This window comes from Slackia equolifaciens (genome assembly GCF_003725995.1).
In the GTDB taxonomy this organism is placed as follows: domain Bacteria; phylum Actinomycetota; class Coriobacteriia; order Coriobacteriales; family Eggerthellaceae; genus Slackia; species Slackia equolifaciens.
Genome location: NZ_QIBX01000001.1, coordinates 336,207 through 360,995, shown reverse-complemented (window position 1 = coordinate 360,995; position 24,789 = coordinate 336,207). Strand labels below are relative to the sequence as shown.

The following is a 24,789-nucleotide window of genomic DNA, read 5'->3' as shown; positions in this document are numbered from 1 at the left end:
CCAGAATCCGCTGTGCGGTTCATCGTGTAAACCCGCCAAACGCACCAAGGACGAATCGTGGCAAAAAAGAAGAAAACCGAACCGAAGAAGAAGCATGTAGACAACCCGAACGTGATCGGCCTGCATTCCGAGGTGGTGGAGCAGCCCATCACCGAAACGCTCGAGTCTAACTACATGCCGTACGCGATGAGCACGAACGTTTCGCGCGCGTTCCCCGAGATTGACGGGTTCAAGCCGTCGCACCGCAAACTGCTCTACACCATGTACAAGATGGGCCTACTCAACGGTGCGCGGCAGAAAAGCGCGAACATCGTCGGCCAGACGATGAAGCTGAATCCGCACGGCGACTCCGCCATCTATGAGACTATGGTGCGCCTTGCTACGGGCAACGAGGCCCTGCTCATGCCGTTCGTGGAATCGAAGGGCAACTTCGGCAAATATTATTCCGGCGACCTAAGCTATGCAGCGTCGCGTTACACCGAGGCCAAGCTCTCACCGATCTGCGCCGAGATTTTCAAAGATATCGACAAAGACCCGGTTGATTTCATGGACAGCTACGACGGCACCATGAAGGAGCCGCGCCTTCTGCCCACCACGTTCCCCAACATTCTGGTGTCGGCGAACAAAGGCATCGGTGTGGCGATGGCGTCGGATATCTGCGGCTTCAACCTCAATGAGGTATGCGAGGCCACGATGCATTTCATCGACGACCCCGAATGCGATCTACATGAATACATGCCTGCTCCCGATTTTTCCACGGGCGGCGAGATCATCTACCGACGCGAGGAGATGGATCGCATCTACGAAACGGGCACCGGCAGCTTCCAGATTCGTTCGCGCTGGCGCTATTTGCCCGACGAGCGCATCATCGAGGTGTACGAGATTCCCTACACCACGAAGACCGACATCATCATCGAGCGCATCGTGAAGCTTTCCAAAGAGAAAAAGCTGCCTGAAATCGCCGACATCCGCGACGAGACCGACCTTTCCGGCCTGCGCATCGCTATCGACATTAAGCGAGGGGTAGACCCCGAGCAGCTCATGGCGAAGTTGTTCCGCACCACCACGCTGCAGGATTCGTTCTCGTGCAACTTCAACGTGCTCGTGGACGGCTACCCGCGCGTGATGGGCGTGCGTCAGATTCTGCACGAGTGGGTCAACTGGCGCGTTGATTCCACGCGCCGCCGCATCAACTTTGATTTGACGAAAAAGACCGATAGGCTGCATCTGCTGCACGGCCTCGAGGCTATTCTGCTCGATATTGACAAGGCGATCGCAATCATCCGCAACACCAAGCTCGAGGTGGATGTTGTGCCCAACCTCATGAAGGGCTTTGACATCGACGAGGTGCAGGCCGAGTTCGTGGCCGAAATCAAGCTGCGCAATATCAACGAGGAATACATCCTCAACCGCACGAAGGATATCGCCAAGCTCGAGGCCGACATCGCCGAGCTCAAAGACACGCTGAGCAGCGAAAAGAAGATCAAGAAGGTCATTCGCGACGAGCTTGCCGCTGTGAACAAGAAATATGTCACGCCGCGCAAGACCGGCCTGGTTTCTCCGAGTGAGGTTGTCGAGGTGAATCTCGAACCCGAGGTGGAGGAATACCCCGTGACCATCATGGTGTCGCGCGAAGGCTACCTGAAGAAGCTGACCGACCGCGTGCTGCGCGCTGCCACCTCGCTGAAGTACAAAGACGGGGATGAGCCGTTTATCGAGTTCGCCTCTTCGAACACGCACGAGCTGCTTGTGTTCACCAACCAGTGCCAGGTGTACAAGTGCAAGGTGGCTTCGTTCGAGGACACCAAGTCGGCCCAGCTGGGGTCGTTCTTGGCTACCGACTTGGATATGGCGCCCGACGAGAGCGTGACATGGGTCATCGACCCGGAGGATTACGCCGCCGATGTGCTGTTCGTGTTCGAGAACGGCCGCGTCGCGCGCGTTGCGTTGTCGGGGTATGCCACGAAGACCAATCGCAAGAAACTGAAAAACGCGATTTACGGCGGCAGCAAGCTTTTGTTCGCCACCGTGCTCAAAGAGGAACGTGACGTGGCCCTTGTGTCGAGCGACCATCGTCTGGTCAACTTCAACACAGCGCTGTTGAGAACGAAGACCACCACAAACACGCAGGGCGTGCAGGCGTTTACCATCAAGGGCGATCGCACGGTGACCATGGTGGGCAAAGCCGAGGAGTTTATCGGAGGAGAAGCGCAGGCCGAGAAATTCCGCGCGGAAAAGCTGCCCTCATCGGGCGCGCCCATGAAGGAAACCGACATGAAAAGCCTATTCGACCTTGAGGGATAACGGTCGAGAAGTTGTTCTGCTAAGCCATCGAATGAAGAATGAGGTGGCCCCGAAACATATGGTAGTGTTTCGGGGCCTAGCTTTGCTGCGATTCGCGCGCAAGCGAAGCGATGTGCGCCTTGTGGGCCAAAGGGTTCAAATGTCCGGTTTCGCTCGCGAACTGGTGCGAAGAGAAGGAGGAGGGGGATTCAAAGGGGGAGGGGGAAGGGAACTCTTTCCCTTCCCCCTCCCCCTTTGGAAGCTACGCAGGTCTCTCCATAATGTAGTCATCCATAACAAACCCCTCGCCAATGTCGGTCTCCACGGAATCGATCACCTCGAATCCTTTGGCAAAGTAGGCGCGGGTGCCCAGATCGTTGTGCTTGTTCACGGTCAAATACATCGCACGCAGGCCCTCATTGCGACACAGCGAGTCGTAGTGCTCGATGGTGCGGGAGCAGTAACCGTGTCCGCGCGCGCCTGCGAGCAGGTAAATCTTGGAGATGAAAAAGCGGTTCGTCTCGGGCTCGGTATGCCCACCGGTGTATCCCGCAATGCCGCGCGAGAACCACGGTGCGCACGCCTCATCGGCACCTTCGGCGGTCAGCTCGTCGTCCACCACAAACCAGTAGCGGTAGTCATGCTCCGCCATGTCGCGCTTGATGGCTTTAAGCGATTGAAAGTTTTCAATCATGTACTCCGTCTGCGCCTCGCCGATGAGCGCGGGCCAGTATTCGCGCCAGATTTGCCCGGCCAGACGAGCCAAATCCTCAACTTCCTCGGGCGTGGTTACGGGGTGGAACGTTACGGCCATATGACCTCCTTGCTTTCGGGGCGCCCGGCAAGCAAAACCCGCCCGCCAAGCAAAACGCTTTAGCACAGTATAGCGTTAGGGATGGTCACGGAATAAGGAGATACATATATTGCACGCGATGCAAGCAGGGAGGGGAGGATGGCTTGCGGACGCGAGTGCGGCAAGGCGTTCGCCCGCTTGGGCGACAGACGCATTCTAGATCGCCCAAACGGGGAACGACCAGATGTTTTCCGTTAAGGGAAACGCATCCGACGCCAGGCATACCACGCTTCCGCAGCCTATTTCGCGCTTGAGGGATGCTAATTCGGCGGGCACGTCGGAGCGATTGACTGGCGAAAGCGCATTGAAGTTTTTCGCATCGTGCGGCTTAGGAAGCGAGCTTTTCTTCACCTCGATAGGAAAAAGCGCACCATTTTGCTCAAGCAGTAGGTCGATTTCCTTCTTGTCGTTTGTTCGCGGCAAAAACTTCTCAAATCCGGGAGTCAATTCCGGATTTGAGAAGTTTTCCTACACCAGAATCGCGTCTATCATGCGGTCTTTCAGGTGGTTTGCTACTGCAAGTTTCCATGCTGGGTATCCCGGGCCGGGGTTCTTGTATTCGAAATCCTTGAGCGCCACAAGCTTCTCGCGTATGGAAGGCGTGATGAGCTCGCGGGCGATTGCCACGAAGTCGGTACCTATCTTGGGCCCGATCATGCTCACGTAGGAATCGAAATCGTCCTGCGCCATCATCATAGGCAGGCATGCCATGTTGTGGTCGAACAGCGGAGCCATACCAAGCACGTCGCCGGTAACGTTGTTCACAAGAAAGCCGTAGTTGCCAGCATGCCTGTCCACGTTGGCCATCACGGCATCCATGACCACCATTTCACGGAAGCGCTCTTCGGAGCCATGTTTGCGGCAAAAATCGAGCATGTCGCGCACTCCGAAGGGCTTGTCGAAGAATCGGTGCGCGGAGACAAAACCCACGTTTTCCGAGGTGAACAGGGGGCATTTGCTTGCCAGCTTACCGTGGAACCGCACGATACTGTACGGCACATGGTTTATATGGGCGGCTTCGAGCAAATCGGCAGCAAGAACCTCCGAATAGGGTTCGAATCCTGCATTTGCGTATCCCGTAGAACCGCGCTTGAGCAATGAAATCTGGTTGTTCTCCCTGATCCAGCATTTGGCAAACGAGCCGGAAGTGGCAAATTCGGGGGAGGTGGGGGAGGCGGCGCGACCGTACATGCCGGTGCCGTCGAAGGCGATGCGGGCAATCACGTCATCAAACGGGTTGCGATACAGCGACACGTCTTCCCAGGCCAGATCCTCGTCTGCACGCTTCATCCAAAAGGTGTCGGTGAGCGAAAGGCAGCGAGCCATGCCTATGAAGTCATGACGGGTGGTAAGTCCCAGCTCGCGCATAAGTCTCTCGATGGAAATGCGATGCTTTGCTATTTGGCGTCCGTCAATCCAGCTGTTGATATCGATGAAGCCATGCGGAAGGTAGCCATCGAGTTGCTCGATTTCTTCGTAATAGTATTCATCAATGTCTCTCTTTTCCTTGTACGTTGCAACAACAATGTCCTTGTTCATCAGCTGGTACAGCATGCTCGCACCTCCTTCGTGTTGCGTTTCTTGATGGGTATTGCAGATATTATAGGGTCTAAATCGCTCAAACGGGAAATGACCAGGTGCTTTCCATTGCTGCATCCGTCTTTTGCAGGGGCGGTTGTCATGGGCGCTCGGATTGACGCAAGAAAACCTTCCCAAATTCGGAATAGACTTCGGATTTGGGAAGATATTTGCAAGGGAGAGCGGCGGGGCGCGCCAGAGGGTTTCGCATCCCGCCGCATCAAAAGCATGTACGCAGCGTGAACCGCCTATGGAGAATGACGGGTCCGGCCTGGTGTATTTTGCAAAATCTTGACGCGTCTGCTGCGGCGAAATATCCTTATTAGTAATGAATACTAATAAGCGAAATACCATTCAGCGGTCCCTCGTTCTTGACGCGGTGCGTTCCATGCATAACCACCCCACGTCAGCCGAGGTATATGAATGCGTGCGCGAGCACCATCCGTCGATTTCGCGCGCGACGGTATATCGCAACCTAGCAGTGCTCTCCGAGTCGGGCGAGATAAAACGCGTAAAGGTTCCCGGCGGCGCCGACCATTACGACTATCGCGAAGACCCCCATTTTCACGGCGTGTGCCGAGAATGCGGAGCGGTGTGCGATATAGAAATACCCGGGGGCGTGAGCGCGTTCGAGGGGCTGAGCTCCCGCAGCTTCCAGGTGGAGGAGTGCTCGGTGGTGTTCACTGGCCTATGCGAGGCATGCGCCGCAAAGCATGCGGATGCCGCAAATCCCTCGGCGGTTGCCGGAAATTCTGCTAAGCAAGGTTAGGCGTCTTTCGTTTATCGCCGCTACCGCGTCTCGTGAGCAATCGCGCGCACCACGGCATCGGTGACGGAACCGGTTTTGTCCGCGTCTTCGATGCGCATGATGATGGAGCCCTTGAAGCCGTATTCGGTGATTTCCGAGAAAAACACCTGCGGGTCCTGCGTGACGGGCGACACCTCTTCGGCCGCCGCCTTCGACGTGCTGGCCAGGGCTTCGGCGATTTCGTCCATCGACCGGTTGCTGTTGGTGACGGCAAACGGCACCTTCAGCTGTGTGGCGGGCGGCAGCTTCACCAGGGCGTTCTTGGAGATGACGGAGTTGGGAATCACCACCAGCTCGCCCGCTTTGGTGCGAATGGTGGTATGGCGCCACGTGACGTCTTGCACTACGCCGATGTCGCCGCCCACTTCGATGTTGTCGCCGGGCTCCACGATTTTCATGAACGTCATCTGTATGCCGCCGATCAAATTCGAAAGCGTGTCTTGGAAGCCGAGCGACACCGCGATGCCTCCAACGCCCAGGGCGGTGATTACCGCGTTGGGGTTAATGCCAAAGCACGAATCCAAAATAATGCTGCCACCAATGACCCATATGATGGCGCGGGCGATGTTGATGATGATGCTCGAGGAAGGAAGCGGCACGTCGTCACGGTTGAGCAGGGCTTTTAGCGCCTTTTTCACCAAATGCGACACAACGGCGGTTGCCACTGCCAGCACGACAGCCCAAAAAATATTGCGCACCCATTCGTTGGATGCTATAGCTATGACCTGCTGGATGAGTTCGTTCATAGTGAGCCTTTCGTGCTGCGCTGCGCCTTGCGAGTGTGCCATTCGGTGTGGTTAGCATACCACGCTCGGCCACACGAGTCGCTGATTCGTGCTGCGTATCTTCGCGTGTGCGATGTGCATCGGCATCATATTTGGCGGGGCTTTGAGCATTGACTTTGGGCAGGGCAAAAACCTATGTTGCGAGTAGGGAAAGGTTGCGAACAGGGAAAGACGAGGGACGGGTGTATGGGACGCATGTCGACAGATTCCGCCAAACCCGCCGTGGCCGTGAGCGCATGTCTGCTGGGTGAGGAATGCACCTGGCGCGGCGGACACAACGCGCTGCCCGCCGACGCGATTGCGCGGCTCCGGGAGGCATGTGAGCTGGTGCCCATATGCCCCGAGGTTCAGGGCGGCTTGCCTACGCCTCGCCCTCCGTCGGAGATCGTGAATGCGCGTCCTGCGAGCGGCGATGAAGGGGTTAGGGGCACAGTGAGTTCTTGCGCTCTCGCTAACGAGGACTTTTGCTCCGCGGACGAAGGGGAGGCGCTGGAAGATGCGTGTCTTCGCGTGCTCACCAACGAGGGCAAAGACGTGACCGCGCAATTCCAGGCCGGAGCCCTTGCGGCGCTCGCCGATGCACGGACGGCAGGATGCCGCTTCGCGCTTCTTAAAGAGAAGAGTCCCTCCTGTGGCTTTGGTCGCATTTACGACGGAACGTTTTCGGGCGTGCTTGTGGAGGGCTCGGGCATAGCTGCCTGCATGTTTGCGGATGCCGGCATCCGCGTGTTTGGCGAGAGCCGCGTTGAGGAATTGCTGGCATTCATCAGGCAAGGGCGGGTGCGAGAATAGGTTCTGCTTGTTCCCGCTCGCCTTCGCTCGTTTGCAGTTCAATATTCGCTCCATATGCAACTGGGGATTCAATATTCGCTTCAAATGCAGTCGATTGTCGAATGGAGCGAGTATTGAACGCTACTTTTTCGGTAAGCGCGGTTCATATTCCATTTCGATAATCATCGCGCCTGGTCGCGTGTTATCTGGTCGTAAGGTTTCCTTCGCATCGCTCGTTCAAAAGTTCAATATTCGCTCTATTCGACAACGGGCTTCAAATAAGCCGAGTATTGAACTCCTGCCGTTGTTTCGCGGCCGAATCGTCGCAGCTTCAACACCCCCTGGCGCTGCCTCATTGCGCTATTCGGCCTTCTGCTGACGGTAAGGCGACGATATGGTTGTGGCTGTCTCTAGGCTTGTGGATACCCCGTGCAAAATCCGTGTGAAACGGGGCCGTAGCACCCGAATTGCCAGAGGTATTCAAAGCCCCCTGTGATACAATGCAACGGCTTGTCTGTAACAGGCAGACAGCCCCGTCTCGAATAGGCGAGCGGGTAGGTAACTGTAGGCCCCCGAGACATATTGAACGTAACCAATGTGACGAAGGGTCCCCGTGCTTGAAAGGGGTCCGTTTTGACCGAAATCAAGAACACGTCCGTCATCGACTTCGAGGACATCTCCGACGACCAGATGAACCAGATGATCGATGGCACCCTGACCGAGTTCGATGAGGGCGATCTGGTTCAGGGCACTGTCGTGAAGATCGAGCATGACGAGGTTCTGCTCGACATCGGGTTCAAGAGCGAAGGTGTCATTCCTTCCCGCGAGCTCTCCATCCGCAAGGATGCCGATCCCTCTGAGATCGTTGCTCTTGGCGACGAGATCGAGGCTCTGGTTCTCCAGAAGGAGGACAAGGACGGCCGTCTGATCCTGTCCAAGAAGCGCGCCGAGTACGAGCGCGCCTGGATCCGCGTGGAAGAGAAGTTCAAGGCCGGCGAGAACGTCACTGGCGAAGTCATCGAGGTTGTCAAGGGCGGCCTGATTCTGGACATCGGTCTGCGTGGCTTCCTGCCTGCTTCTTTGGTCGACCTTCGTCGCGTCAAGGATCTGGACATGTACCTGGGCACCGAGATCGAGGCCCGCGTCATCGAGATGGATCGCAACCGCAACAACGTCGTTCTGTCCCGCCGCGTGCTGCTGGAGGAGGGCCGCAAGAACGAGCGCGCCGAGATCCTCAGCAAGCTCGCCAAGGGCATGCGTCTCAAGGGCACCGTTTCCTCCATCGTGGACTTCGGTGCGTTTGTTGACCTGGGCGGCATCGACGGTCTGGTTCACATCTCCGAGCTCTCTTGGAACCATGTCAACCATCCCTCTGAGGTCGTCAAGGTTGGCGACGAGGTTGAGGTCGAGGTTCTCGACGTCGACCTGCAGCGCGAGCGCATCTCCCTGGGCCTGAAGCAGACCCAGCCTGATCCCTGGCTGAAGCTTGTCGAGAGCTATCCCGTTGGCTCTATCGTGGACGGCAAGGTCACCAAGATCGTTCCGTTCGGCGCTTTCGTCGAGCTGGGCAACTCCATCGAGGGCCTGGTGCACATCTCCGAGATGGCCAACAAGCACATCGACACGCCTGCTCAGGTTGTGAAGGTGGGCCAGGAGGTCAAGGTCAAGGTTATGGACGTCAACTCCGAGCGTCGTCGCATTAGCCTGTCCATGAAGGCCGCTGCTGCTGAGCTGGGCATCGAGATCGAGGTCGACGAGACCATCCAGGCTCCCGAGCCCCGTCAGCCCAAGAAGAAGGCTGAGAAGGCCGCTGAGAACGCCGCTGAATAACAGCGCGTCTGCCTCGGATATAGCAATCTAAAGGAGCCACCCTTCCGGGGTGGCTCCTTTGCGTATAGAAGGTTCGCACGGCGCACAGCTCTGCGCCAGGTGCCGGCGTATCGGTGTACGGGGAAGAATACTTGATGCTCGCCCATTTCTCATTGCGGTAGAGGGCAGCTCCTGCAGCCTTGACGGACAGGTCTGGTCTGTCCCGGATTTCCCTGCTGAAAAAGTCGCGTTTAGCGCGATTTCCGGACTCCCCTGCTGAAAAAGTCGCGTTTAGCGCGGACGGCAAGCCGCGCCAAAAGGGGGGCGACGGACGTCTTGAGCACGTTTCCCCAGGTCACAACTTTTGCCGCGCTCCATTTCGCCCATTCTGCGCCTAATCGGTCGTTCTAAACGCGAGTTTTTCAGCAGCAATGCGCCCAAATCGCGCTAAACGTGAGTTTTTCAACATCAATAGAAAGGGCGGAAGAGCAGGGCCGCCCGACCCCGCCCCGTCGCATGTGCCGCTCGTGCTGTTCGCGTTTAATTATCGGGCGTATGCCAATTGCAGGGATCGGGCGCGGCCAGATTGCGAATCCCGGCGATGATGATGTCTATACCGTCCTGAAATGCCTGATCAGAATAGGCCTTTTCAGCCGTCTCAAACCACGAGGGGCGGTTTTCAGGGTCCGAATCGTAATGCCCCTCAATCTGCATGCCCTCATTTGCGTTGAACCCCGTAAGAAAGGCATCGACGATACGCCATACTCGAGTAAGAACATCCTCGGGCATGCCCTGGTCATGGTGTAGCTTTTGGATGCGTTCGGTATGGCGGATGAGGGCGGGGCTCCATGCAGGCGCCTGCACGAGGTGGAGGTGCGCATGGGCGTGGTTGAGGTGGACCTGCCGAATGGAGGTCATGGTGCGTCGAAGGGTTTCGTCCCAGCGCTCGCCCAGAATGGGATCGGCGTCCACTTCTTCGAACGCCAGAGCGAACACTGCTTGCTTGATTTCGTCAATTGAGCCGTAATGACGGTACAGTGCCATGGGCGTTTTATTGAGTGCTTTTGCCAGCTTGCGAATCGACAGGTTTTCGATTCCCTCCTCGTCGGCAAGCTCGAGCGCTTTTTTGCGAATGATGTTCTTGGTGAGCCGTTCGTCGGACTGTGCTGTGCCTATCGGCTCGGTGGGGGTGTTTATCATAGATGCCGGGGTCGGCGAATTGTGCATGATTCCTCGAAACGTATGAATCGGTTAGTGTTCTGAAGGATGGTAGCAGGAATTGCGTCAAAGGGGTTTCGTTTCGACCAAACGCGCAAAAATGTCGCGCTGTTAAAGAGAAAAGGCCTCGGAGTCGTTCGTGCTCATAGCAAAAAATCAAATAGCCTCTTGAAGTATTCGTGTGTACGGCGTACACTTTCGCCTAACGTGTACAGTGTACACAAGGAGGGATTGCGGAGAACAACATAGCGAATTTGTTGCGGCGAATGATGTGCGACCGCGGGGTTCTTGCGAGTGTTATGTCGTTGGAATCGCATGGCGGTCTTGGTGCATTGCAGGCGACGTGGAAGTGTCCGGTGTACTCGACTCTAGGAGCCCCGATACGTTCACGCTCAATTCTGGGATGCGAATCATCCTGCATCGTTCAAGCCAAAACCAATTCGCTCAGCGTTGCCTCCGCAAAGCAACAAGAGAGGGGATGAGTCAGGATGACGAAAACTGACGAAACCAAGTATTCCTTCACGCGCAGGAACTTCATGAAGGGCGCTCTTGCCGCCGCTGCCGCCATGGGCGTAGGCGCGGTTGCTGCCGGTTGCTCGCCTGCGGGCACCAGCGAGGGCGCTGCCGAAGGTGCCGCCGAGGGAACGGCGGAGGGCACCACCGCCGCTGCGGCAGACTACCAGAACATCTATGCCGATGGCGTGAATCTCATGCCGGGCCGCAAGGCCGAATGCCCTGGCCCGCGCGGCCCCGTGGCGTTCGAGGCGCGCGAGATCGGCGACGATGAAATCCAGCGTGAAGAGAGCTTCGACGTGGTTGTCGTGGGCGCCGGCGTGGGCGGTTTGATTGCCGGCCTTAAGGCCGCCGACATGGGCGCTAATGTGCTCATCCTCGAGAAGATGACCAAGGGTCGCGGCTGCTTCGAGTGCTTCGGCGCCGTTGGGGCCAAGTGCCAGGAAGGCACCAAAATCGACAAAACCGTGCTTCTGGACGAAATCTATCGCTCCGCATACTTCCGCACGCGCCCTGAGCCCGCACGCACCTATGTTGACCGTTCCGGCGAGGCTACTGATTTTTGGCAGGAAATGCTGGACAAGGGAGCTAACGGCTTCGTTATTACCAAGGTTGAGCAGGCACCGTCCACCTGTGGTTTCCCTGCGATGACCGACCTCATCGACAGCGAGCTGGGCTTCTATGACTCGCCCTGTCTGCCCGAGGACGCAGGCGTTCGCTCCGGCCTTTCCGGCATCTATGTGTGCCTGGAGATGCAGGACGTGGCCAAGACCGCATACGACACCATCGACATGCGCTTCTCCACGCCCGCCGTGCAGCTGACCACTGACGACTCCGGTGCCGTGACCGGCGTCATCGCCAAGGATGCCGACGGATACTTCAAGGTCAACGCTGCCAAGGGCGTCATCATGGCCACCGGCGGCTATGACTGCAACCCTGAGATGATGCAGGCATGGACTCGTCCCGAGGACTACGCCAACTCCAGCTGGTGGAACCCGGGCTGGGGCACCACGGGTGACGGTCATATGATGGGCCTCAAGATCGGCGCGCAGATGGATCCCATTCCGCAGCCGGTCATGAACTTCCGCTGGGGCACTCCCGATTCGTTCTGCGCCGCCGACACATGGGGCGCTGTGAGCCTGGGCATCCTGGTGAACGGTCGCGGCAAGCGTTTCGTGCGCGAGGACGCTCCTTTCCAGGTGGTATCCAATGCCCAGAACGCGCAGCCTGCCTACGGCAAGAACTGCTGGTACATTTTCGACGAGACCATGGCCACCGGCATGGATATCGAGGGCTACGAAGCCAAGAGCTGGCTGTTCGAGGGCTCCACGCTCGAGGAGCTGGCCGAGGCCGCGGGCATCGATCCCGAGGGTTTGGTCGCCGAGGTCGAGCGCTATAACGGTTTCTTCGACGCCAAGAAGGACGAGGATTTCGCTCGCGACCTGAATTCCGCCATGCCCATCACCGGCAAGACCTTCTACGCCTTTACCACCAACAGCAACATCCTCGCTACGGTGGGCGGTCTGTGCATCGACGGCAACTGCAGCGTGCTCGATGTGAACGACAACCCCATCAAGGGTCTGTTCGCATGCGGCAATGCGTCCGGCAGCTTCTTTGCGGGCAACTATCCGCGCCACATTCCTGGTACCTCTATCGGTCGCGCTATTACTTTTGGCTACGTGGCTGCCGAGAGCGCCGTCAACGGTACGCTCGGTGTTGGCCCCAAGCTCGACGGCAATGCCGCTCCGCTCGCCGTGTATGCCGAGGGCGCTGCGGTGAGCGAGGAAGAGATGGCTTCCTACGAGAGCATGGGCGATTGGAACCCGTACAATCCGGTCCATGGCGGCAGCACCCAGTACACGCCTGAGCAGCTGGGCGGCATTCCCGATGCCTGCGACAACTGCCATGACTACGGTGCTGGCGAGCCCACGGTGGCCGACGGCATGACCTGGAAAGCCCAGCAGTAAATCGACATCGACTCAAGCGCGATGCCCCTCCCTCTATGTGTCGCGCTTTGTATCGACCGAGAACCGCCCTTCGGGGCGGTTCTTTGCGTTTCGGGGTGTGGATTGGGTGACGGGGCTCTCCTTGCGCTAGAATGCCCCTATGAATCAAGATTACACGCATACACAAGCATTTGTTTCGGGAAAGCGGCGCGTCGTTTTGGGCATGAGCGGCGGGGTGGATTCGTCTGTCGCCGCCGCGTTGCTGCAGCGGGCGGGTTACGAGGTGCTAGGTGTAACGTGCCTGTTCTCCGATGACGAATCGGTGCAGCAGGCGGTCGAAGATGCGCGTGCCGTGGCGGAGCGTTTGGGCATTCGCCATGTGGTATACGATGCGCGCGCCCTGTTCGAAGAGCGCGTTGTCCGGGATTTCGTGGACGGCTACGCATGCGGTATGACGCCCAGTCCGTGCGTGGGGTGCAACGCCCGCGTAAAGATTCCGGCGCTTTTTGCCGCGGCCGAACAGGCGATGGCTGATGCTGATGACGGTGCGAATGCCGGCATCGCGGATGCTGCGGATAGCGCCCCTGATTTCTTTGTCGCTACTGGCCATTACGCACGCGTGACGCGCCGACGTGACCGCTTTGCCGTTGCCCGCGCGGCCGACCTCTCCAAGGATCAGTCCTATATGCTCTCCCTGCTCTCGCAAGAACAGCTCGCGAGACTCGTGCTGCCGCTGGGCGATATCGAAGGCGGCAAGCCCGAGGTTCGTAGTATGGCGCATGAGCTGGGGCTTCCCGTGGCGTCAAAGTCGGACAGTCAGGACATCTGTTTCATTCCCGACGGCAACCATCTGGCATTTCTCGAGCATCGAGGCGTAAGCGCCGCCTCGGGCGACATCGTGACGCGCGATGGAATCGTGGTCGGCCGCCACGACGGGCTGTTCCGCTATACCATCGGCCAGCGAAAAGGGCTCGGCATCGGTGGCGCACCTGAACCGTATTACGTGGTAGGCAAGGACGCCGTCCAAAACCGCTTGATTGTGGGGTTCGCGCATGAGGCGCGCATCGATTGCGTGCGGCTTGCGCGCATGAACTGGCAGGCTGCTTCGCCAGAAGAGCTCGCTGCCCGCTTTGCTGAGCGCGGGCCGCTTGCGTGCTCGGTTAAGCTTCGCTATCGCCAGCATGCGGTGCCGTGCCGTCTGGTGCCCGCCGACATGGAGGGCGATATGGGACTCGCGTTTGTGAACAGCCGCGGCATGCAGTTCAAGCCGGTTGGTGTCGAGGGGTCCATTCCTGCGGCGACCGTCCTGCTCGACCAGCCGCAAACGCCCACGGCCCCCGGGCAGTTCGCCGTGCTTTACGATGGCGATGCCGTGCTGGGCGCGGGCGTCATCGAGTCGGTTCGCCTGGCGGAAGAGGCATGAGGAGGAAACGCATGACAACGGCTGCTTTGATAGGCGGCATCGGATCGGGCAAGTCCACCGTGTCGGGTATGTTCGCGCAGATGGGCGCGGGCGTCATCAGTCTGGATGCCATCGGGCACTATGTGCTCACTACGCCTGAGGTCAAGTTCGATTTGGCGCGCACGTTCGGCACGGGAATCTTTGACGAGAAGGGCGAGGTGGTGCGTCCGCGCCTTGCGAAGGCGGCCTTCGACACGCCCGAACACACCGAATGGCTCAACGGCATAACGCATCCCGCCATCATGAAGGAGTGTCGCCGTCGCATCAAAGAGCTCGCGCAGATTCACCCCTTGGTGCTGGTGGAGGTCACGTCGGGAGAAATCTCGCACAAGACGCTTCCGTGGGCGGATGCTATTGTTGCGGTGAGCGCAGCCGAGGATGTGCGCGTGGCCCGTGCGGTAGCGCGCGGCGAGCAGACCGAGGAAGACGTGCGCGCTCGCTTGGCCATTCAGCTCACCGACGAGCAGCGCGAAGCTGTGGCCGACTACGTGATTCGCAACGACGGCTCGCTGGAGGAAGCGCAGGCCCAGGTGCAGGAAGTTTGGCAGGCGCTTACGCGATAGCGCTTTGGGTGGACGAAATCGGAGGATGCATGGCTGAATACGGAACAGCCAACTATATTCGTATCGACTCGTGGCGTCCCGGTTGGGTGCGTTACATGTATGTCGATGTGGAGGAGTACCTCGCGGATGCCATCTTCGAGACCTACGATGTGCATCCGAAATATGCCAACGGGGAATACTTCTACCCCGGTACGCCGTACGTGCTGGCCGAGTGCCGCGTACGGACGGCGCAGGCGGCGCAGTTCGAGGAATGCATGGGCATGCTCGAGCGAAAGGCGCTGCTCAAGGGCTATGCGGATTATCCCGCCATGTGCAAGGAAATCCTAGGATTCGGCGCCGAGGAAGAGGCGATGGAGGCCTATGAGAGGTCGTCCGGACAGACCGATCACCTGCGCGCCATAGCCGAGGGCGACATCGAGGACCCGACGCTTACTCATGCGCAGGAGGCCCGCATCAAAGAGGCATACCGCACTTACGATGAATATGAGTTTGACATCTGGGCAAAGGGCTTCTATGCCGGTGGCTACGCGACGCAGCGCGCAAAAGGGCGGCCGGCGGGCGATACGCAGGCGGATCCAGCCGAAAGCGGCGATGCCGAGGACGATGCCATCTAGACAGGCGCCGCCGAATCTGGCCAATAGCCCACGCCGCCGAGAAGGGTCGTTATTTGTACAGTGAAACGCTTTTCAAATCACGCTTTTACCGTAAAATGGCGTCCTTTGTTAGGGGGCTCGTTAGAAGATTCGTCAGGAAGTGACGTGCGGCATCGTATGCGCTGCATGACGCATACGGCATCACATACGCGTCCATGACGCATGCGGCATGGAGACGGCGTGCAGCGCCCTCGCGTCATCTCAGCCACCTGTTGATTGTGCTATTCTGCTTTGAAATCATCGGCGAACGGCTGGTTTGCTCGTGCGAACGGTTTCGCGAGACAAAAAGGCCCCATTCGTCTCGCATGACGCCTCCCGTGCCATTGCGCTGCCGCTTTTGCGGAACGTTCGACGCAGCAATATGGGTCGCGCATGCGCCCAGCGCGCCTCGAGCGCGCATCGATTGAGGAGTGTGAACGCATGCAGCAGACGCATGAAATGCACGGGATGGGCACGCAAGCCGGCGCATGGGACGGTTTTGCGGGCGGCATCTGGCAGAACGAAGTGGATGTACGCGATTTCATCCAGCGCAACTATACCCCCTACGAAGGCGATGAGTCGTTTCTCGTCGGGCCCACGCAACGCACGACCGACCTTTGGAACGACGTGCTCTCCCTGCTCGAGGAGGAGCGCAAGCGTGGCGGGGCCCTCGATATGGATACCGATGTGGTGACCGGCATCACCTCTCACGGTGCGGGCTACATTGACGCCGCGCACCCCGAGCGTGAAACCATCGTGGGCCTGCAGACCGATGCGCCGCTCAAGCGCGCTTTGCACGTGAACGGCGGCATTCGCATTGCCGTCCAGGCCTGCGATCAGCACGGATACAAGGTCGACCCGCAGATCGTGGATACCTACACCAATCATCGCAAGACGCATAATGCCGGCGTGTTCGACGTGTACACGCCCGAGATGCGCGCCTGCCGCAGCGCACACATTATCACGGGCCTGCCCGACGGCTACGGTCGCGGCCGCATCATCGGCGACTATCGTCGTGTGGCGCTGTACGGCGTCGATTTTCTCATCCGCGACAAAGAACGCCAAAAGGCCTCCACGCCCAACGTGATGACCGAAGAGAATATTCGCGACCGCGAGGAGCTTTCCGAGCAGATTCGCGCGCTCAAGCAGCTGATCGAGTTGGGCCGCATCTACGGGTTTGAGATCTCGCGCCCGGCCGTCAACACGCAGGAGGCCATCCAGTGGATCTACCTGGCGTATCTCGCCGCCACCAAGGAGCAAAACGGCGCCGCTATGTCCATGGGCCGCACCACCACGTTCGTGGATATCTACGCCGAGCGCGACCTGGCGCGCGGCACATTCACCGAGGAGCAGATCCAGGAGTTCGTGGACCACTTCATTATGAAGCTGCGTATGATCAAGTTCGCGCGCACGCCCGAATACCAGGAGCTTTTCAGCGGCGATCCGCAGTGGGTAACCGAGTCCATCGGCGGCATGGGCGTTGACGGCCGCACGCTGGTCACCAAAACGGCGTATCGCTACCTGCACACGCTGGAGAACATGGGTACCAGCCCCGAACCCAACCTCACCGTTTTGTGGAGCACGCACCTGCCGCGCGCGTTCAAGGAATTCTGCGCGCGCACATCCATTGCCACCTCGTCTATCCAGTACGAGAACGACGACCTCATGCGCGTGTACCATGGCGACGACTACGCTATCGCGTGCTGCGTGAGCTCCATGCGCATCGGCAAAGAGATGCAGTTTTTTGGCGCTCGCGCCAACCTGGCCAAGTGTCTGCTGTATGCGCTCAACGGCGGCGTGGACGAGATTACCAAAAAACAGGTGGGTCCCAAGTACCGCCCCGTAGAGGGCGACACGCTCGATTTCGATGACGTGATGGGCAAGTACCTGGATATGATGCAGTGGTTGGCCGGCGTGTATGTGAACTCGCTCAACATCATCCACTACATGCACGACAAGTATTGCTACGAGGCCATGCAGATGGCGCTGCATGACGCGCACGTGCATCGCTGGTTCGCTACCGGCATCGCTGGGCTTTCCGTAGTGGCCGATTCGCTTTCCGCCATCAAGTACGCGAAGGTGCATCCTGTGCGCGACGAGGACGGCGTGATCGTGGATTTCGAGATCGAAGGCGATTTCCCCAAGTACGGCAACGACGACGATCGCGTCGACTTGATTGCGCGCGACGTGGTGCATCGTTTCATGGGCTTCATTCGCATGAACGACACCTACCGCAACTCGGTACCCACTACGAGCGTGCTCACCATTACGTCCAACGTGGTGTACGGCAAGAAAACAGGCTCCACGCCTGACGGCCGCAAACGAGGCGAGGCGTTCGCGCCCGGTGCCAACCCCATGCATCATCGCGATTCGCATGGGGCGATCGCGTCGCTCGCCAGCGTGTCCAAGCTGCCGTTCCGCGATGCGCAGGACGGCATCTCCAACACGTTCTCCATTGTGCCGGGGGCGTTGGGCAAAGACGACCAGGTGTTTTTCGGGGAGCTTGATTTAGACGGCGTGGATTGGGCGAACGATGTGTCGTTCGAGAACGCCGTGTGCGGCGCGTGCTGCGACGATCCCAGTGCGCCCGATGGTGCGATCGACGGCGATCGATAGCGGCTTGCTGCAAGAGGTGCTGCTGAGTGCGACGGGGTTTGCCTGTTCAGCGGCATTGTGCGGCTGATGGGGCGATGACAATGCGCGGCAGGTGGAGCCGTTGGCGATGTCCGGCGTCTCCATCGCGGTTGTGAGAACGGGACGCGCCGCCCGTGGTGCGTGGCGCAAGATATGGATATGAGGAGAACGAGCGTTATGAAGATCGAAGAGGTTTCTCAGGCGCAGGCCGATAACCTGGTGAGCATGCTGGACGCGTACGCCGAAAAAGGCGGGCATCACCTGAACGTGAACGTGTTCAACCGCGAGACGTTGCTGGACGCGCAGGCGCATCCCGAGAGGTATCCGCAGCTCACCGTACGTGTGAGCGGCTATGCCGTGAATTTCAACAACCTCACGAAAGAGCAGCAGGACGAGGTGATTTCCCGCACGTTCCATTCTGAACTGTAGTGTCTGGGATGCTGGGAAACATACACTCGATCGAAACCTTCGGCACGGTTGACGGGCCGGGGGTTCGTTTCGTTGTGTTCATGCAGGGCTGTCCCATGCGCTGTGCCTATTGCCACAATCCCGATACGTGGAAGCCGGGCGAAGGGTGCAAGACGAGCGTTGCGCAGATTGTGGACGAATTCGAGCGCAATCGTGCGTTCTATCGCAACGGTGGCATCACGGTGACCGGCGGCGAGCCTCTATTGCAGCCTCAGTTTGTGGGGGAGCTGTTTGCCGCCATGCATGAGGCGCCGGGCGGACGCGTGCATACGTGTCTTGATTCAAGCGGCTTTGGGTGGCTGCCGGGCAAGCCGGAGCGATTCGAAAAGCTTCTGGGGGAGTGCGACTTGGTTCTGCTCGATGTGAAGCATGCCCATGCCGATGCCCACAAACGGCTTACCGGATGCGATTTGGCGCCCGTGCTTGCGTTCGGCGGCGAGCTGGCGCGTCGGAATATTCCTGCGGTCATTCGCCATGTTGCTGTGCCGGGCATCACCGATTCTGAGGAAGAGTGCGAAGCGCTGGGGCGCCTGATTGCGCCGTGGCGCAACGTGGTGGGTCTGGAGGTTTTGCCGTACCACACCATGGGGGTGGAGAAGTACGCCGAATTGGGCATCGAATACCCGCTCGCCGAAACCCCTGCCATGAACAAAGCCCGCATTCCCGCTCTCCGTCAATCTATTCTTCGCGGTATGAAGGCGGGGCGTGCACAGTTGGCGCGGTAGTGTTGTGGTCGCCTGCTGCCCCTCGCTGGCGTTAGCGGGGCGCCCGGGGCGCGGGGTTTAGAAACAAACGGCGATTTGCTGCAGTTTTCGCGGGGTGCCCCGAGTACACCGCCGTTGGGCTTCGCGTTTCCCCAGGTCACAGCCTCGCTTCGATTGGGCTACTCGAAGGGGTGTCCGAAAACTGCAGCAAATCGCCGTTTGTTTGCGGGGGCGATTTTTACGCGGTTGCGAAACGACGTTTAAGCAGCAGCAAATCGGCGTTTGTTTGCGGGGCGACGTTTGTGTTGCAGCGAATCGCCGTTCGTTGCATCCGGGCGTCGGGATCCGCCCCGCCGGCTCCGGCGGCGGCGCCGAAGCTCGGAGTCCTGCCCCGCGTCCGCTGCCTCCGGCCCCGCCGCCTGCTGCCTCCGTACAAGGCGGTTTGCTGCAATCTGTGCTTGAGGCGTCCGATGGGGGAACGGGCTGTTCGTCACCTAGCCGGTTTGACTACTTTTTCGGTCTCGCTTGCGTATAACCTGGATGCGGGTCGTCGGTTGAGGTGCCGGAAATCTTGGAGGTTCTCCACGGGGCGCGGAAATCAGCGATTCGCTCTACGGTAGCGTCTTTGAAATCGGTCAGTTTCTCCACGGTGTCGTCGCGAAAATCCGCCATTTGCCTAACGGCGGTATCGCGTGCTTCGGCGGCCTTGGCAACTGCGGCGTCGCGGGCAGCTCCGGCGGCGGATGCCATGGCCTCACGCAGGTCTTCTACCAGACCGCAGTTTTTCAGGAACGAGAGCGCCTCTCCGTACGAATCGCGTCGTAGCTCACGCATGTCCGTCGGCCCATCTTCCGTGAACAGCAGTGCTTTGGTGATCACGCCTACGCGCACCGTAAGATACGCGTTCGCCGCGCCCTGCGCCGCGGAGGAAAGCACCACACTCGATGCGGCTATTGCAGCATTTCCGCCGATGAGCGCCACGATTTCCTCAAGATCCATCTCTTCTATGCCGCCGGCGATAAGCGTCGCCTTCATTGCGCGCACGTATAAGCCGAGCAACGCCGGGGCAGACGGTCGGTACCCGCAGGCCTCAACGATGGCGCGCACCATGCGCAGATTCACCGCCAGGACAGAAATCATGTCAAAGGCGGGTGCCTGCGAAATGGCGGTGGTGGTAAAAGACGCTTTGGCTGCCTCTTTGATGTGCAAGTCGACCACGGGCGAAAGGCTTGCCCTGTACAACTCGGCGAATTCGGCTGCGGGAACGCCGTCCGTGCCGGAAGGGATGCTTTTCCTTGCTTCGCCAGATATATTCGCGCGCTGCAGATTTTCGCTAAGCATGCGAAGATATTTCCTCCGCGAGCGTTCGCTGCCTTCGTGCAACTTGTGCAGCCCGAACACGGGACGACTTAGGGTGCGGACGACGGGATAGACAATACCTGCTGCAACAAGTGCCACGACGAGAAGGTAGAAAGCCGCGCCGAGAACCCAGTGCGCAGAGAATAACTGGTTTCCCAAAGAAACCACGCTCCCGATGAGTGCGAGCAGCACAAGCAATCCGAAAGCGGCAACGGGAAGGGCAATGCGGGCGCTGAGCTTGGTTTCCATGGCGATTCCTTTGCGGCGTAGCTGGCAAATGCTCCATTGCTTATTGTATGGGTTGTTAGTTGTGATGCGCATGATTAATATTATCGGATGATGGATATCGCGGTGTGCGCGTATATTTTCAATTGAGTTCACGTCATTATCCGATTGAGATTCAATACAACACTTTTTATGACCGACAGCTCAACAATTGGTTGCACAAATACCTATATAAGCGTGTGCAAGATGTGGGAGTTGGTAGGGCTTTGCGCAAAGCGTATGAGTCCGGTGATATAAGGAATGAGGCCGAGTTCGAAAGGAGGATGAACGATGTGCTATCTCGTGGCTAAGTGGTTCGATCAAACGGGCTGTCTGGCTTTGCAAACGTGTGCGGGTATGGGTCTTGTCGAAATGAAGCGTCGAATCGATGGCAAGTTCGGTCATGATCGACTGCAGCTCGTTACCATCACGCGTCCTTCCGCCTATGGCGAATACGAGCCCTACACCTTCGTCTCTTCCGAGCAAGAACTCGTGGATGCCCTTTCCGCACAAGCGGCAGCTCACTAGCTTAATAACTCAGATAACCAGCCTGCAGGTACTTGAAGGGGCGATTGCATGTCCACCCATTTGCAGAATATCGAAGGCGCCGTCATGGAGGGGAAGCTCCCCGACGTGCGACTCGCATCCACGCCGTTTAGGGTGGTGAGCCCTTACGAGCCCAGCGGCGACCAGCCCCAGGCCATCGAGAAGCTCGCCGAGGGCATCAACCGCGGCTTGCGCTACCAGACGCTTTTGGGCGTTACCGGTTCGGGCAAAACATTCACCATGGCGAAAACCATCGAGGCCGTCCAAAAGCCCACGCTGGTCATGGCTCCCAATAAAACGCTCGCCGCCCAGCTCGCTGGTGAGCTCAAGGAGTTCTTTCCCCATAACGCCGTTGTGTACTTTGTCAGCTACTACGATTATTACCAGCCTGAGGCCTACGTGCCTTCCACCGATACGTTTATCGAAAAGGACGCCTCCATCAACGAGGAGGTGGAAAAGCTCCGCCATGCGGCAACCGCCAGCCTGCTGTCGAGGCGCGACATTATCGTGGTCGCGTCCGTGAGCTGCATCTACGGTATAGGCAGCCCGGCCGATTATGCGGGTATGGCCGTGTTCGTGGACAAGGAGAAGCCCGCCGAGCGCGACGATGTGATTCATGAACTTATCGACATCCAGTACGACCGCAACGATTACGAGCTCAAGCGTGGCACCTTCCGCGTGCGCGGCGATGCTCTGGACGTGTTCCCGCCGTACGCCGACAACCCCGTACGCATCGAGTTCTGGGGCGACGAGGTGGAGAGCATCCAGGAGATTGACAACGTGACGGGCGAGGTGCTGGGCGAATACGAGGCGCTTCCTATTTGGCCCGCGTCGCATTATGTGACCGCGCGCCCCAAGATGGACCGCGCCATCAAGACGATTCAGGACGAGTTGCGCGATCGCCTGCAGCAGTTCAAAGCCGAGGGCAAGCTGCTCGAAGCGCAGCGGTTGGAAATGCGCGTGAATTACGACCTGGAGATGCTGGAAACCATGGGCTTCTGCAGCGGCATCGAGAACTATTCGCGTCATTTGGACGGTCGCGAGCCGGGTGAGCCGCCGTACACGCTCATCGATTACTTCCCGGACGACTTCATGTGTATCATCGACGAGAGCCACGTGACGGTGCCGCAGATTCGTGGCATGCACGAGGGCGACCGCAGCCGCAAGGTCACGTTGGCCGAGCACGGGTTCCGTCTGCCCAGCTGCTTGGACAACCGTCCGTTGCGTTTTGACGAGTTCGAGCAGCGCGTTCCGCAGTTCATTTATGTGTCTGCCACGCCGGGCGATTACGAGGAGAAGGTCACGCAGCAAGAGGTGGAGCAGATCATTCGCCCCACGGGCCTGTTGGACCCCGAGATTATCGTTCGTCCCATCGCCAGCCAGATCGACGACATCATCGACGAGGCAAAGGAACGTGCCGCGCGCGACGAGCGCGTGCTCATAACCACGCTCACCAAGAAGATGGCAGAGGACTTGACCGACCATCTGCTGGACCAGGGCGTCAAAGCGCGCTATATGCATTCGGATATCGCAACGCTCGAGCGCGTGGAAATCCTGCGCGACCTGCGCAAGGGAGAATTCGATGTGCTGGTGGGCATCAACCTTCTGCGTGAGGGTTTGGACCTTCCCGAGGTAAGCCTGGTGGCTATTTTGGATGCCGACAAAGAGGGCTTTTTGCGCAACCATCGCAGCCTCATCCAGACCATCGGTCGTGCGGCGCGCAACGTGAGCGGCCAGGTGATCATGTACGCCGACAAGCTGACTGATTCCATGGACCGTGCCATCAGCGAAACACGCCGCCGCCGTGCCATCCAGATGCAATACAACGAGGAGCACGGCATCAAGCCGCAGACGGTGCGCAAGGCCATCAATGACATGATGGGCTTCATGAACGACGCCGACGGCAACGAGGTGGGCAGCGCCGAAGAGGTGAACAAGGCGCTCGCCGAGATGTCGCGCGGCGAAGTCATGCGCATCATCTCCAGCATGGAGGAAGAGATGGCGGCTGCGTCGCAGAACATGGACTTCGAAGAGGCGGCGCGCCTGCGCGATCAGGTAGTGAAGCTGCGTGCTCAGGTTGAGGGCTCATCAGAGAAAGACGTGCTAGCCGACCTTAAGAAGACCGCCCGCAAAGGCAGCGCGTTTGGCAATCGCAAGAATTCTGCCTATGGAGGGTCGCGCAGGGCGTAGCCGCGCAAAAGTTCGATGGGGTTTTGCTAGGGCTCGTCTTTCCTGTCGGGCTGGCCAGGAGTTGGTCTGGTTCTCATTTTGCCGCATGGCCCACAGGTCAGAAAGAGCACGTTTAGCGAGATTCGGCCGTGCCGGTGCTGAAAAACTCGCGTTTAGCGCGATTTGGGCGCATCGCTGCTGAAAAAGTCGCGTTTAGAACGACCGGTTAGGTGCGGAATGGGCGACATAGAGCGCGGCAAAAGTTGCGACCTGGGAAAACGTGCGCAAGATGCCCCGCCGTCCTCTTCGACGTGGCTTGCCATTCGCGCTAAACGCGAGTTTTTCAGCAGGGAAATCAGGGAATCGCGCTAAGCGTGGCATTTTCAGCAGAGGATTCTGCCGCACTTCCGAGAAATCCAGGAATCATTCTAAACGCGAGTTTTTATCCGTTCGATGCGTGTTTTACCCCTCTTCATATACCATCTGGGCATGATGGAAGGCTGCCGCGTGAACCCCTGCAAGGGCCGCGTGTTTGGCGAGGAGATGCCCGAGGGCTATGAGCCTCCTGCGGCCGACGGTCAAAAGAACGTGATGGTGGTGGGTGGCGGCCCCGCCGGCATGGAGGCGGCTCGCGTGGCCGCTGAGCGCGGGTACACCGTCAGCCTGTACGAAGACGACGACTCCTTGGGCGGCCTGCTCTCGTTCGCCGAGGCCATCAAGGGTCCGCACGAGAACCTCAGCCAGTATCGCAGCTATCTGTCGCATGCGCTCGAGCTTGCGGGCGTGAGCGTGACCACGGGGCAGGAAGTGACCGCCGACTTCGTGCGCGAGCAGAATCCCGATGTGGTAATCGTCGCCGTTGGCGGTGCGCGCCAAGAGCTTGGCCTCGAAGGAACCGAATCCACGCCCGTTTTGTCTGTGGAGGAGTTCAGCCTTACCGACTTCGGCGACAATGTGGTAGTTGCCGGCTTCAACGCCCAGGCGCTTGACTCGGCTCTGTATCTGCTGGCTCACGGTAAAACCGTGACGATGGTGGCGGAAGACGACATTGCCAATCTGGGTAAGGGCCAGTCTGCCAAGATGCTTTCCTTTGTGCTGCCGGCACTCTATGCCGTTGGCTGCCGCGTGATTCCTAATGCCACGATCGACGCTATCGGTGACGGGCAGGTGACGGTGACCGACGGCGCCGGCATCGAACGCACCATCGCCTGCGATGCGGTGGTGAACGCAATCGACATGGCGCCCAACACTGCGCTTGCCGACGAACTCGAAGGTGAGTTCGACGTGTATGCCGTGGGCGACTGCGCCGATCCGTGGGATATCCAGGCCGCTGTAGCGACCGGCAATCTGGCCGCTCGCGCCTGCTAACATCCCACCTGGCTGCATGCGCAGCTCCCCTCCACTGCGCTTGTGCATACAAAGAA

20 protein-coding genes are annotated in these 24,789 nt (G+C 58.9%); 14 read left to right on the top strand and 6 right to left on the bottom strand.

The genetic code is table 11. From position 1 onward, the window contains the following. Positions 1-57 precede the first annotated feature (57 nt). Positions 58-2,304, top strand: coding sequence for a DNA gyrase subunit A (locus DMP06_RS01455; protein ID WP_123207962.1), 2,247 nt, complete (start codon positions 58-60; stop codon positions 2,302-2,304). A 241-nt stretch (positions 2,305-2,545) separates the two neighbouring features. Here the strand turns inward: DMP06_RS01455 and DMP06_RS01450 are convergent, their stop codons facing one another. From DMP06_RS01450 to DMP06_RS01440, 3 genes are all read right to left on the bottom strand, one after another. Further along, on the bottom strand, positions 2,546-3,097 hold the full coding sequence (locus tag DMP06_RS01450) for a GNAT family N-acetyltransferase (protein WP_123207961.1): 552 nt from the start codon (positions 3,095-3,097) through the stop codon (positions 2,546-2,548). 195 nt (positions 3,098-3,292) lie between these two features. Further along, a complete protein-coding gene (locus tag DMP06_RS01445) occupies positions 3,293-3,583 on the bottom strand; it encodes a hypothetical protein (protein ID WP_123207960.1) in 291 nt (96 codons plus the stop codon). Positions 3,584-3,604: 21 nt separating this feature from the next. Beyond that, complete coding sequence (locus DMP06_RS01440; RefSeq protein ID WP_123207959.1) at positions 3,605-4,690, bottom strand: protein kinase family protein; 1,086 nt, start codon at positions 4,688-4,690, stop codon at positions 3,605-3,607. A 352-nt stretch (positions 4,691-5,042) separates the two neighbouring features. Here DMP06_RS01440 and DMP06_RS01435 point away from each other — a divergent pair, with 352 nt between their 5' ends. After that, positions 5,043-5,483, top strand: a complete 441-nt coding sequence (locus tag DMP06_RS01435) for a Fur family transcriptional regulator (RefSeq protein WP_123207958.1) — start codon at positions 5,043-5,045, stop codon at positions 5,481-5,483. A gap of 20 nt (positions 5,484-5,503) precedes the next feature. Here DMP06_RS01435 and DMP06_RS01430 read toward each other — a convergent pair whose 3' ends face one another. Beyond that, entirely contained in the window at positions 5,504-6,268 is a 765-nt protein-coding gene (locus DMP06_RS01430; RefSeq protein ID WP_123207957.1) for a mechanosensitive ion channel family protein, read from the bottom strand. A gap of 225 nt (positions 6,269-6,493) precedes the next feature. Here DMP06_RS01430 and DMP06_RS01425 point away from each other — a divergent pair, with 225 nt between their 5' ends. Then, positions 6,494-7,099 carry a 2-thiouracil desulfurase family protein gene (locus DMP06_RS01425; RefSeq protein ID WP_245962314.1) on the top strand — a complete coding sequence of 202 codons (606 nt, stop codon included), beginning with the start codon at positions 6,494-6,496 and terminating at the stop codon, positions 7,097-7,099. A 612-nt stretch (positions 7,100-7,711) separates the two neighbouring features. Next, positions 7,712-8,908 carry a 30S ribosomal protein S1 gene (gene rpsA, locus DMP06_RS01420; protein WP_123207956.1) on the top strand — a complete coding sequence of 399 codons (1,197 nt, stop codon included), beginning with the start codon at positions 7,712-7,714 and terminating at the stop codon, positions 8,906-8,908. A 519-nt stretch (positions 8,909-9,427) separates the two neighbouring features. Here the strand turns inward: rpsA and DMP06_RS01415 are convergent. After that, positions 9,428-10,114, bottom strand: coding sequence for a TetR/AcrR family transcriptional regulator (locus DMP06_RS01415; RefSeq protein ID WP_245962313.1), 687 nt, complete (start codon positions 10,112-10,114; stop codon positions 9,428-9,430). A gap of 479 nt (positions 10,115-10,593) precedes the next feature. Here DMP06_RS01415 and DMP06_RS01410 point away from each other — a divergent pair, with 479 nt between their 5' ends. From DMP06_RS01410 to pflA, 7 genes are all read left to right on the top strand, one after another. Beyond that, positions 10,594-12,585, top strand: a complete 1,992-nt coding sequence (locus DMP06_RS01410; RefSeq protein ID WP_123207954.1) for an FAD-dependent oxidoreductase — start codon at positions 10,594-10,596, stop codon at positions 12,583-12,585. A 139-nt stretch (positions 12,586-12,724) separates the two neighbouring features. After that, positions 12,725-13,987 (top strand): tRNA 2-thiouridine(34) synthase MnmA, encoded by a 1,263-nt coding sequence (mnmA, locus tag DMP06_RS01405; RefSeq protein ID WP_123207953.1) that lies wholly within the window; start codon positions 12,725-12,727, stop codon positions 13,985-13,987. A gap of 11 nt (positions 13,988-13,998) precedes the next feature. Beyond that, positions 13,999-14,589: a dephospho-CoA kinase gene (coaE, locus tag DMP06_RS01400; RefSeq protein ID WP_123207952.1), complete on the top strand. Its 591-nt coding sequence runs from the start codon at positions 13,999-14,001 to the stop codon at positions 14,587-14,589. A 29-nt stretch (positions 14,590-14,618) separates the two neighbouring features. Next, on the top strand, positions 14,619-15,203 hold the full coding sequence (locus DMP06_RS01395) for a hypothetical protein (protein ID WP_148042473.1): 585 nt from the start codon (positions 14,619-14,621) through the stop codon (positions 15,201-15,203). 486 nt (positions 15,204-15,689) lie between these two features. Next, a complete protein-coding gene (gene pflB / locus DMP06_RS01390) occupies positions 15,690-17,837 on the top strand; it encodes a formate C-acetyltransferase (RefSeq protein WP_123208051.1) in 2,148 nt (715 codons plus the stop codon). 177 nt (positions 17,838-18,014) lie between these two features. Next, positions 18,015-18,284, top strand: coding sequence for an autonomous glycyl radical cofactor GrcA3 (grcA3, locus tag DMP06_RS01385; RefSeq protein WP_380783214.1), 270 nt, complete (start codon positions 18,015-18,017; stop codon positions 18,282-18,284). Between the two features lie 8 nt (positions 18,285-18,292). Further along, a complete protein-coding gene (pflA, locus tag DMP06_RS01380) occupies positions 18,293-19,048 on the top strand; it encodes a pyruvate formate-lyase-activating protein (RefSeq protein ID WP_123207949.1) in 756 nt (251 codons plus the stop codon). 486 nt (positions 19,049-19,534) lie between these two features. Here pflA and DMP06_RS01375 read toward each other — a convergent pair whose 3' ends face one another. Next, positions 19,535-20,368, bottom strand: coding sequence for a YcjF family protein (locus tag DMP06_RS01375; protein WP_161957784.1), 834 nt, complete (start codon positions 20,366-20,368; stop codon positions 19,535-19,537). Between the two features lie 573 nt (positions 20,369-20,941). On the opposite strand from DMP06_RS01375, the gene DMP06_RS01370 reads away from it, so the two are divergent. From DMP06_RS01370 to DMP06_RS01360, 3 genes are all read left to right on the top strand, one after another. Further along, positions 20,942-21,178, top strand: a complete 237-nt coding sequence (locus DMP06_RS01370) for a DUF6718 family protein (protein ID WP_123207947.1) — start codon at positions 20,942-20,944, stop codon at positions 21,176-21,178. Positions 21,179-21,226: 48 nt separating this feature from the next. After that, on the top strand, positions 21,227-23,386 hold the full coding sequence (gene uvrB / locus DMP06_RS01365; protein WP_123207946.1) for an excinuclease ABC subunit UvrB: 2,160 nt from the start codon (positions 21,227-21,229) through the stop codon (positions 23,384-23,386). 486 nt (positions 23,387-23,872) lie between these two features. Further along, positions 23,873-24,733 (top strand): FAD-dependent oxidoreductase, encoded by an 861-nt coding sequence (locus DMP06_RS01360; protein WP_161957783.1) that lies wholly within the window; start codon positions 23,873-23,875, stop codon positions 24,731-24,733. The last annotated feature ends 56 nt before the right edge of the window (positions 24,734-24,789 follow it).

What these genes read in the sequence shown, in the direction of transcription:
- DMP06_RS01415 (WP_245962313.1), bottom strand. Translation starts at nt 10,114, where the DNA reads ATGCACAATTCGCCGACCCCGGCATCTATGATAAACACCCCCACCGAG.
- DMP06_RS01430 (WP_123207957.1), bottom strand. Translation starts at nt 6,268, where the DNA reads ATGAACGAACTCATCCAGCAGGTCATAGCTATAGCATCCAACGAATGG.
- DMP06_RS01410 (WP_123207954.1), top strand. Translation starts at nt 10,594, where the DNA reads ATGACGAAAACTGACGAAACCAAGTATTCCTTCACGCGCAGGAACTTC.
- DMP06_RS01425 (WP_245962314.1), top strand. Translation starts at nt 6,494, where the DNA reads ATGGGACGCATGTCGACAGATTCCGCCAAACCCGCCGTGGCCGTGAGC.
- DMP06_RS01370 (WP_123207947.1), top strand. Translation starts at nt 20,942, where the DNA reads ATGTGCTATCTCGTGGCTAAGTGGTTCGATCAAACGGGCTGTCTGGCT.
- mnmA (WP_123207953.1), top strand. Translation starts at nt 12,725, where the DNA reads ATGAATCAAGATTACACGCATACACAAGCATTTGTTTCGGGAAAGCGG.
- pflA (WP_123207949.1), top strand. Translation starts at nt 18,293, where the DNA reads ATGCTGGGAAACATACACTCGATCGAAACCTTCGGCACGGTTGACGGG.
- DMP06_RS01395 (WP_148042473.1), top strand. Translation starts at nt 14,619, where the DNA reads ATGGCTGAATACGGAACAGCCAACTATATTCGTATCGACTCGTGGCGT.
- coaE (WP_123207952.1), top strand. Translation starts at nt 13,999, where the DNA reads ATGACAACGGCTGCTTTGATAGGCGGCATCGGATCGGGCAAGTCCACC.
- grcA3 (WP_380783214.1), top strand. Translation starts at nt 18,015, where the DNA reads ATGAGGAGAACGAGCGTTATGAAGATCGAAGAGGTTTCTCAGGCGCAG.
- uvrB (WP_123207946.1), top strand. Translation starts at nt 21,227, where the DNA reads ATGTCCACCCATTTGCAGAATATCGAAGGCGCCGTCATGGAGGGGAAG.
- DMP06_RS01440 (WP_123207959.1), bottom strand. Translation starts at nt 4,690, where the DNA reads ATGCTGTACCAGCTGATGAACAAGGACATTGTTGTTGCAACGTACAAG.
- pflB (WP_123208051.1), top strand. Translation starts at nt 15,690, where the DNA reads ATGGGCACGCAAGCCGGCGCATGGGACGGTTTTGCGGGCGGCATCTGG.
- DMP06_RS01375 (WP_161957784.1), bottom strand. Translation starts at nt 20,368, where the DNA reads ATGCTTAGCGAAAATCTGCAGCGCGCGAATATATCTGGCGAAGCAAGG.
- DMP06_RS01435 (WP_123207958.1), top strand. Translation starts at nt 5,043, where the DNA reads ATGAATACTAATAAGCGAAATACCATTCAGCGGTCCCTCGTTCTTGAC.
- DMP06_RS01450 (WP_123207961.1), bottom strand. Translation starts at nt 3,097, where the DNA reads ATGGCCGTAACGTTCCACCCCGTAACCACGCCCGAGGAAGTTGAGGAT.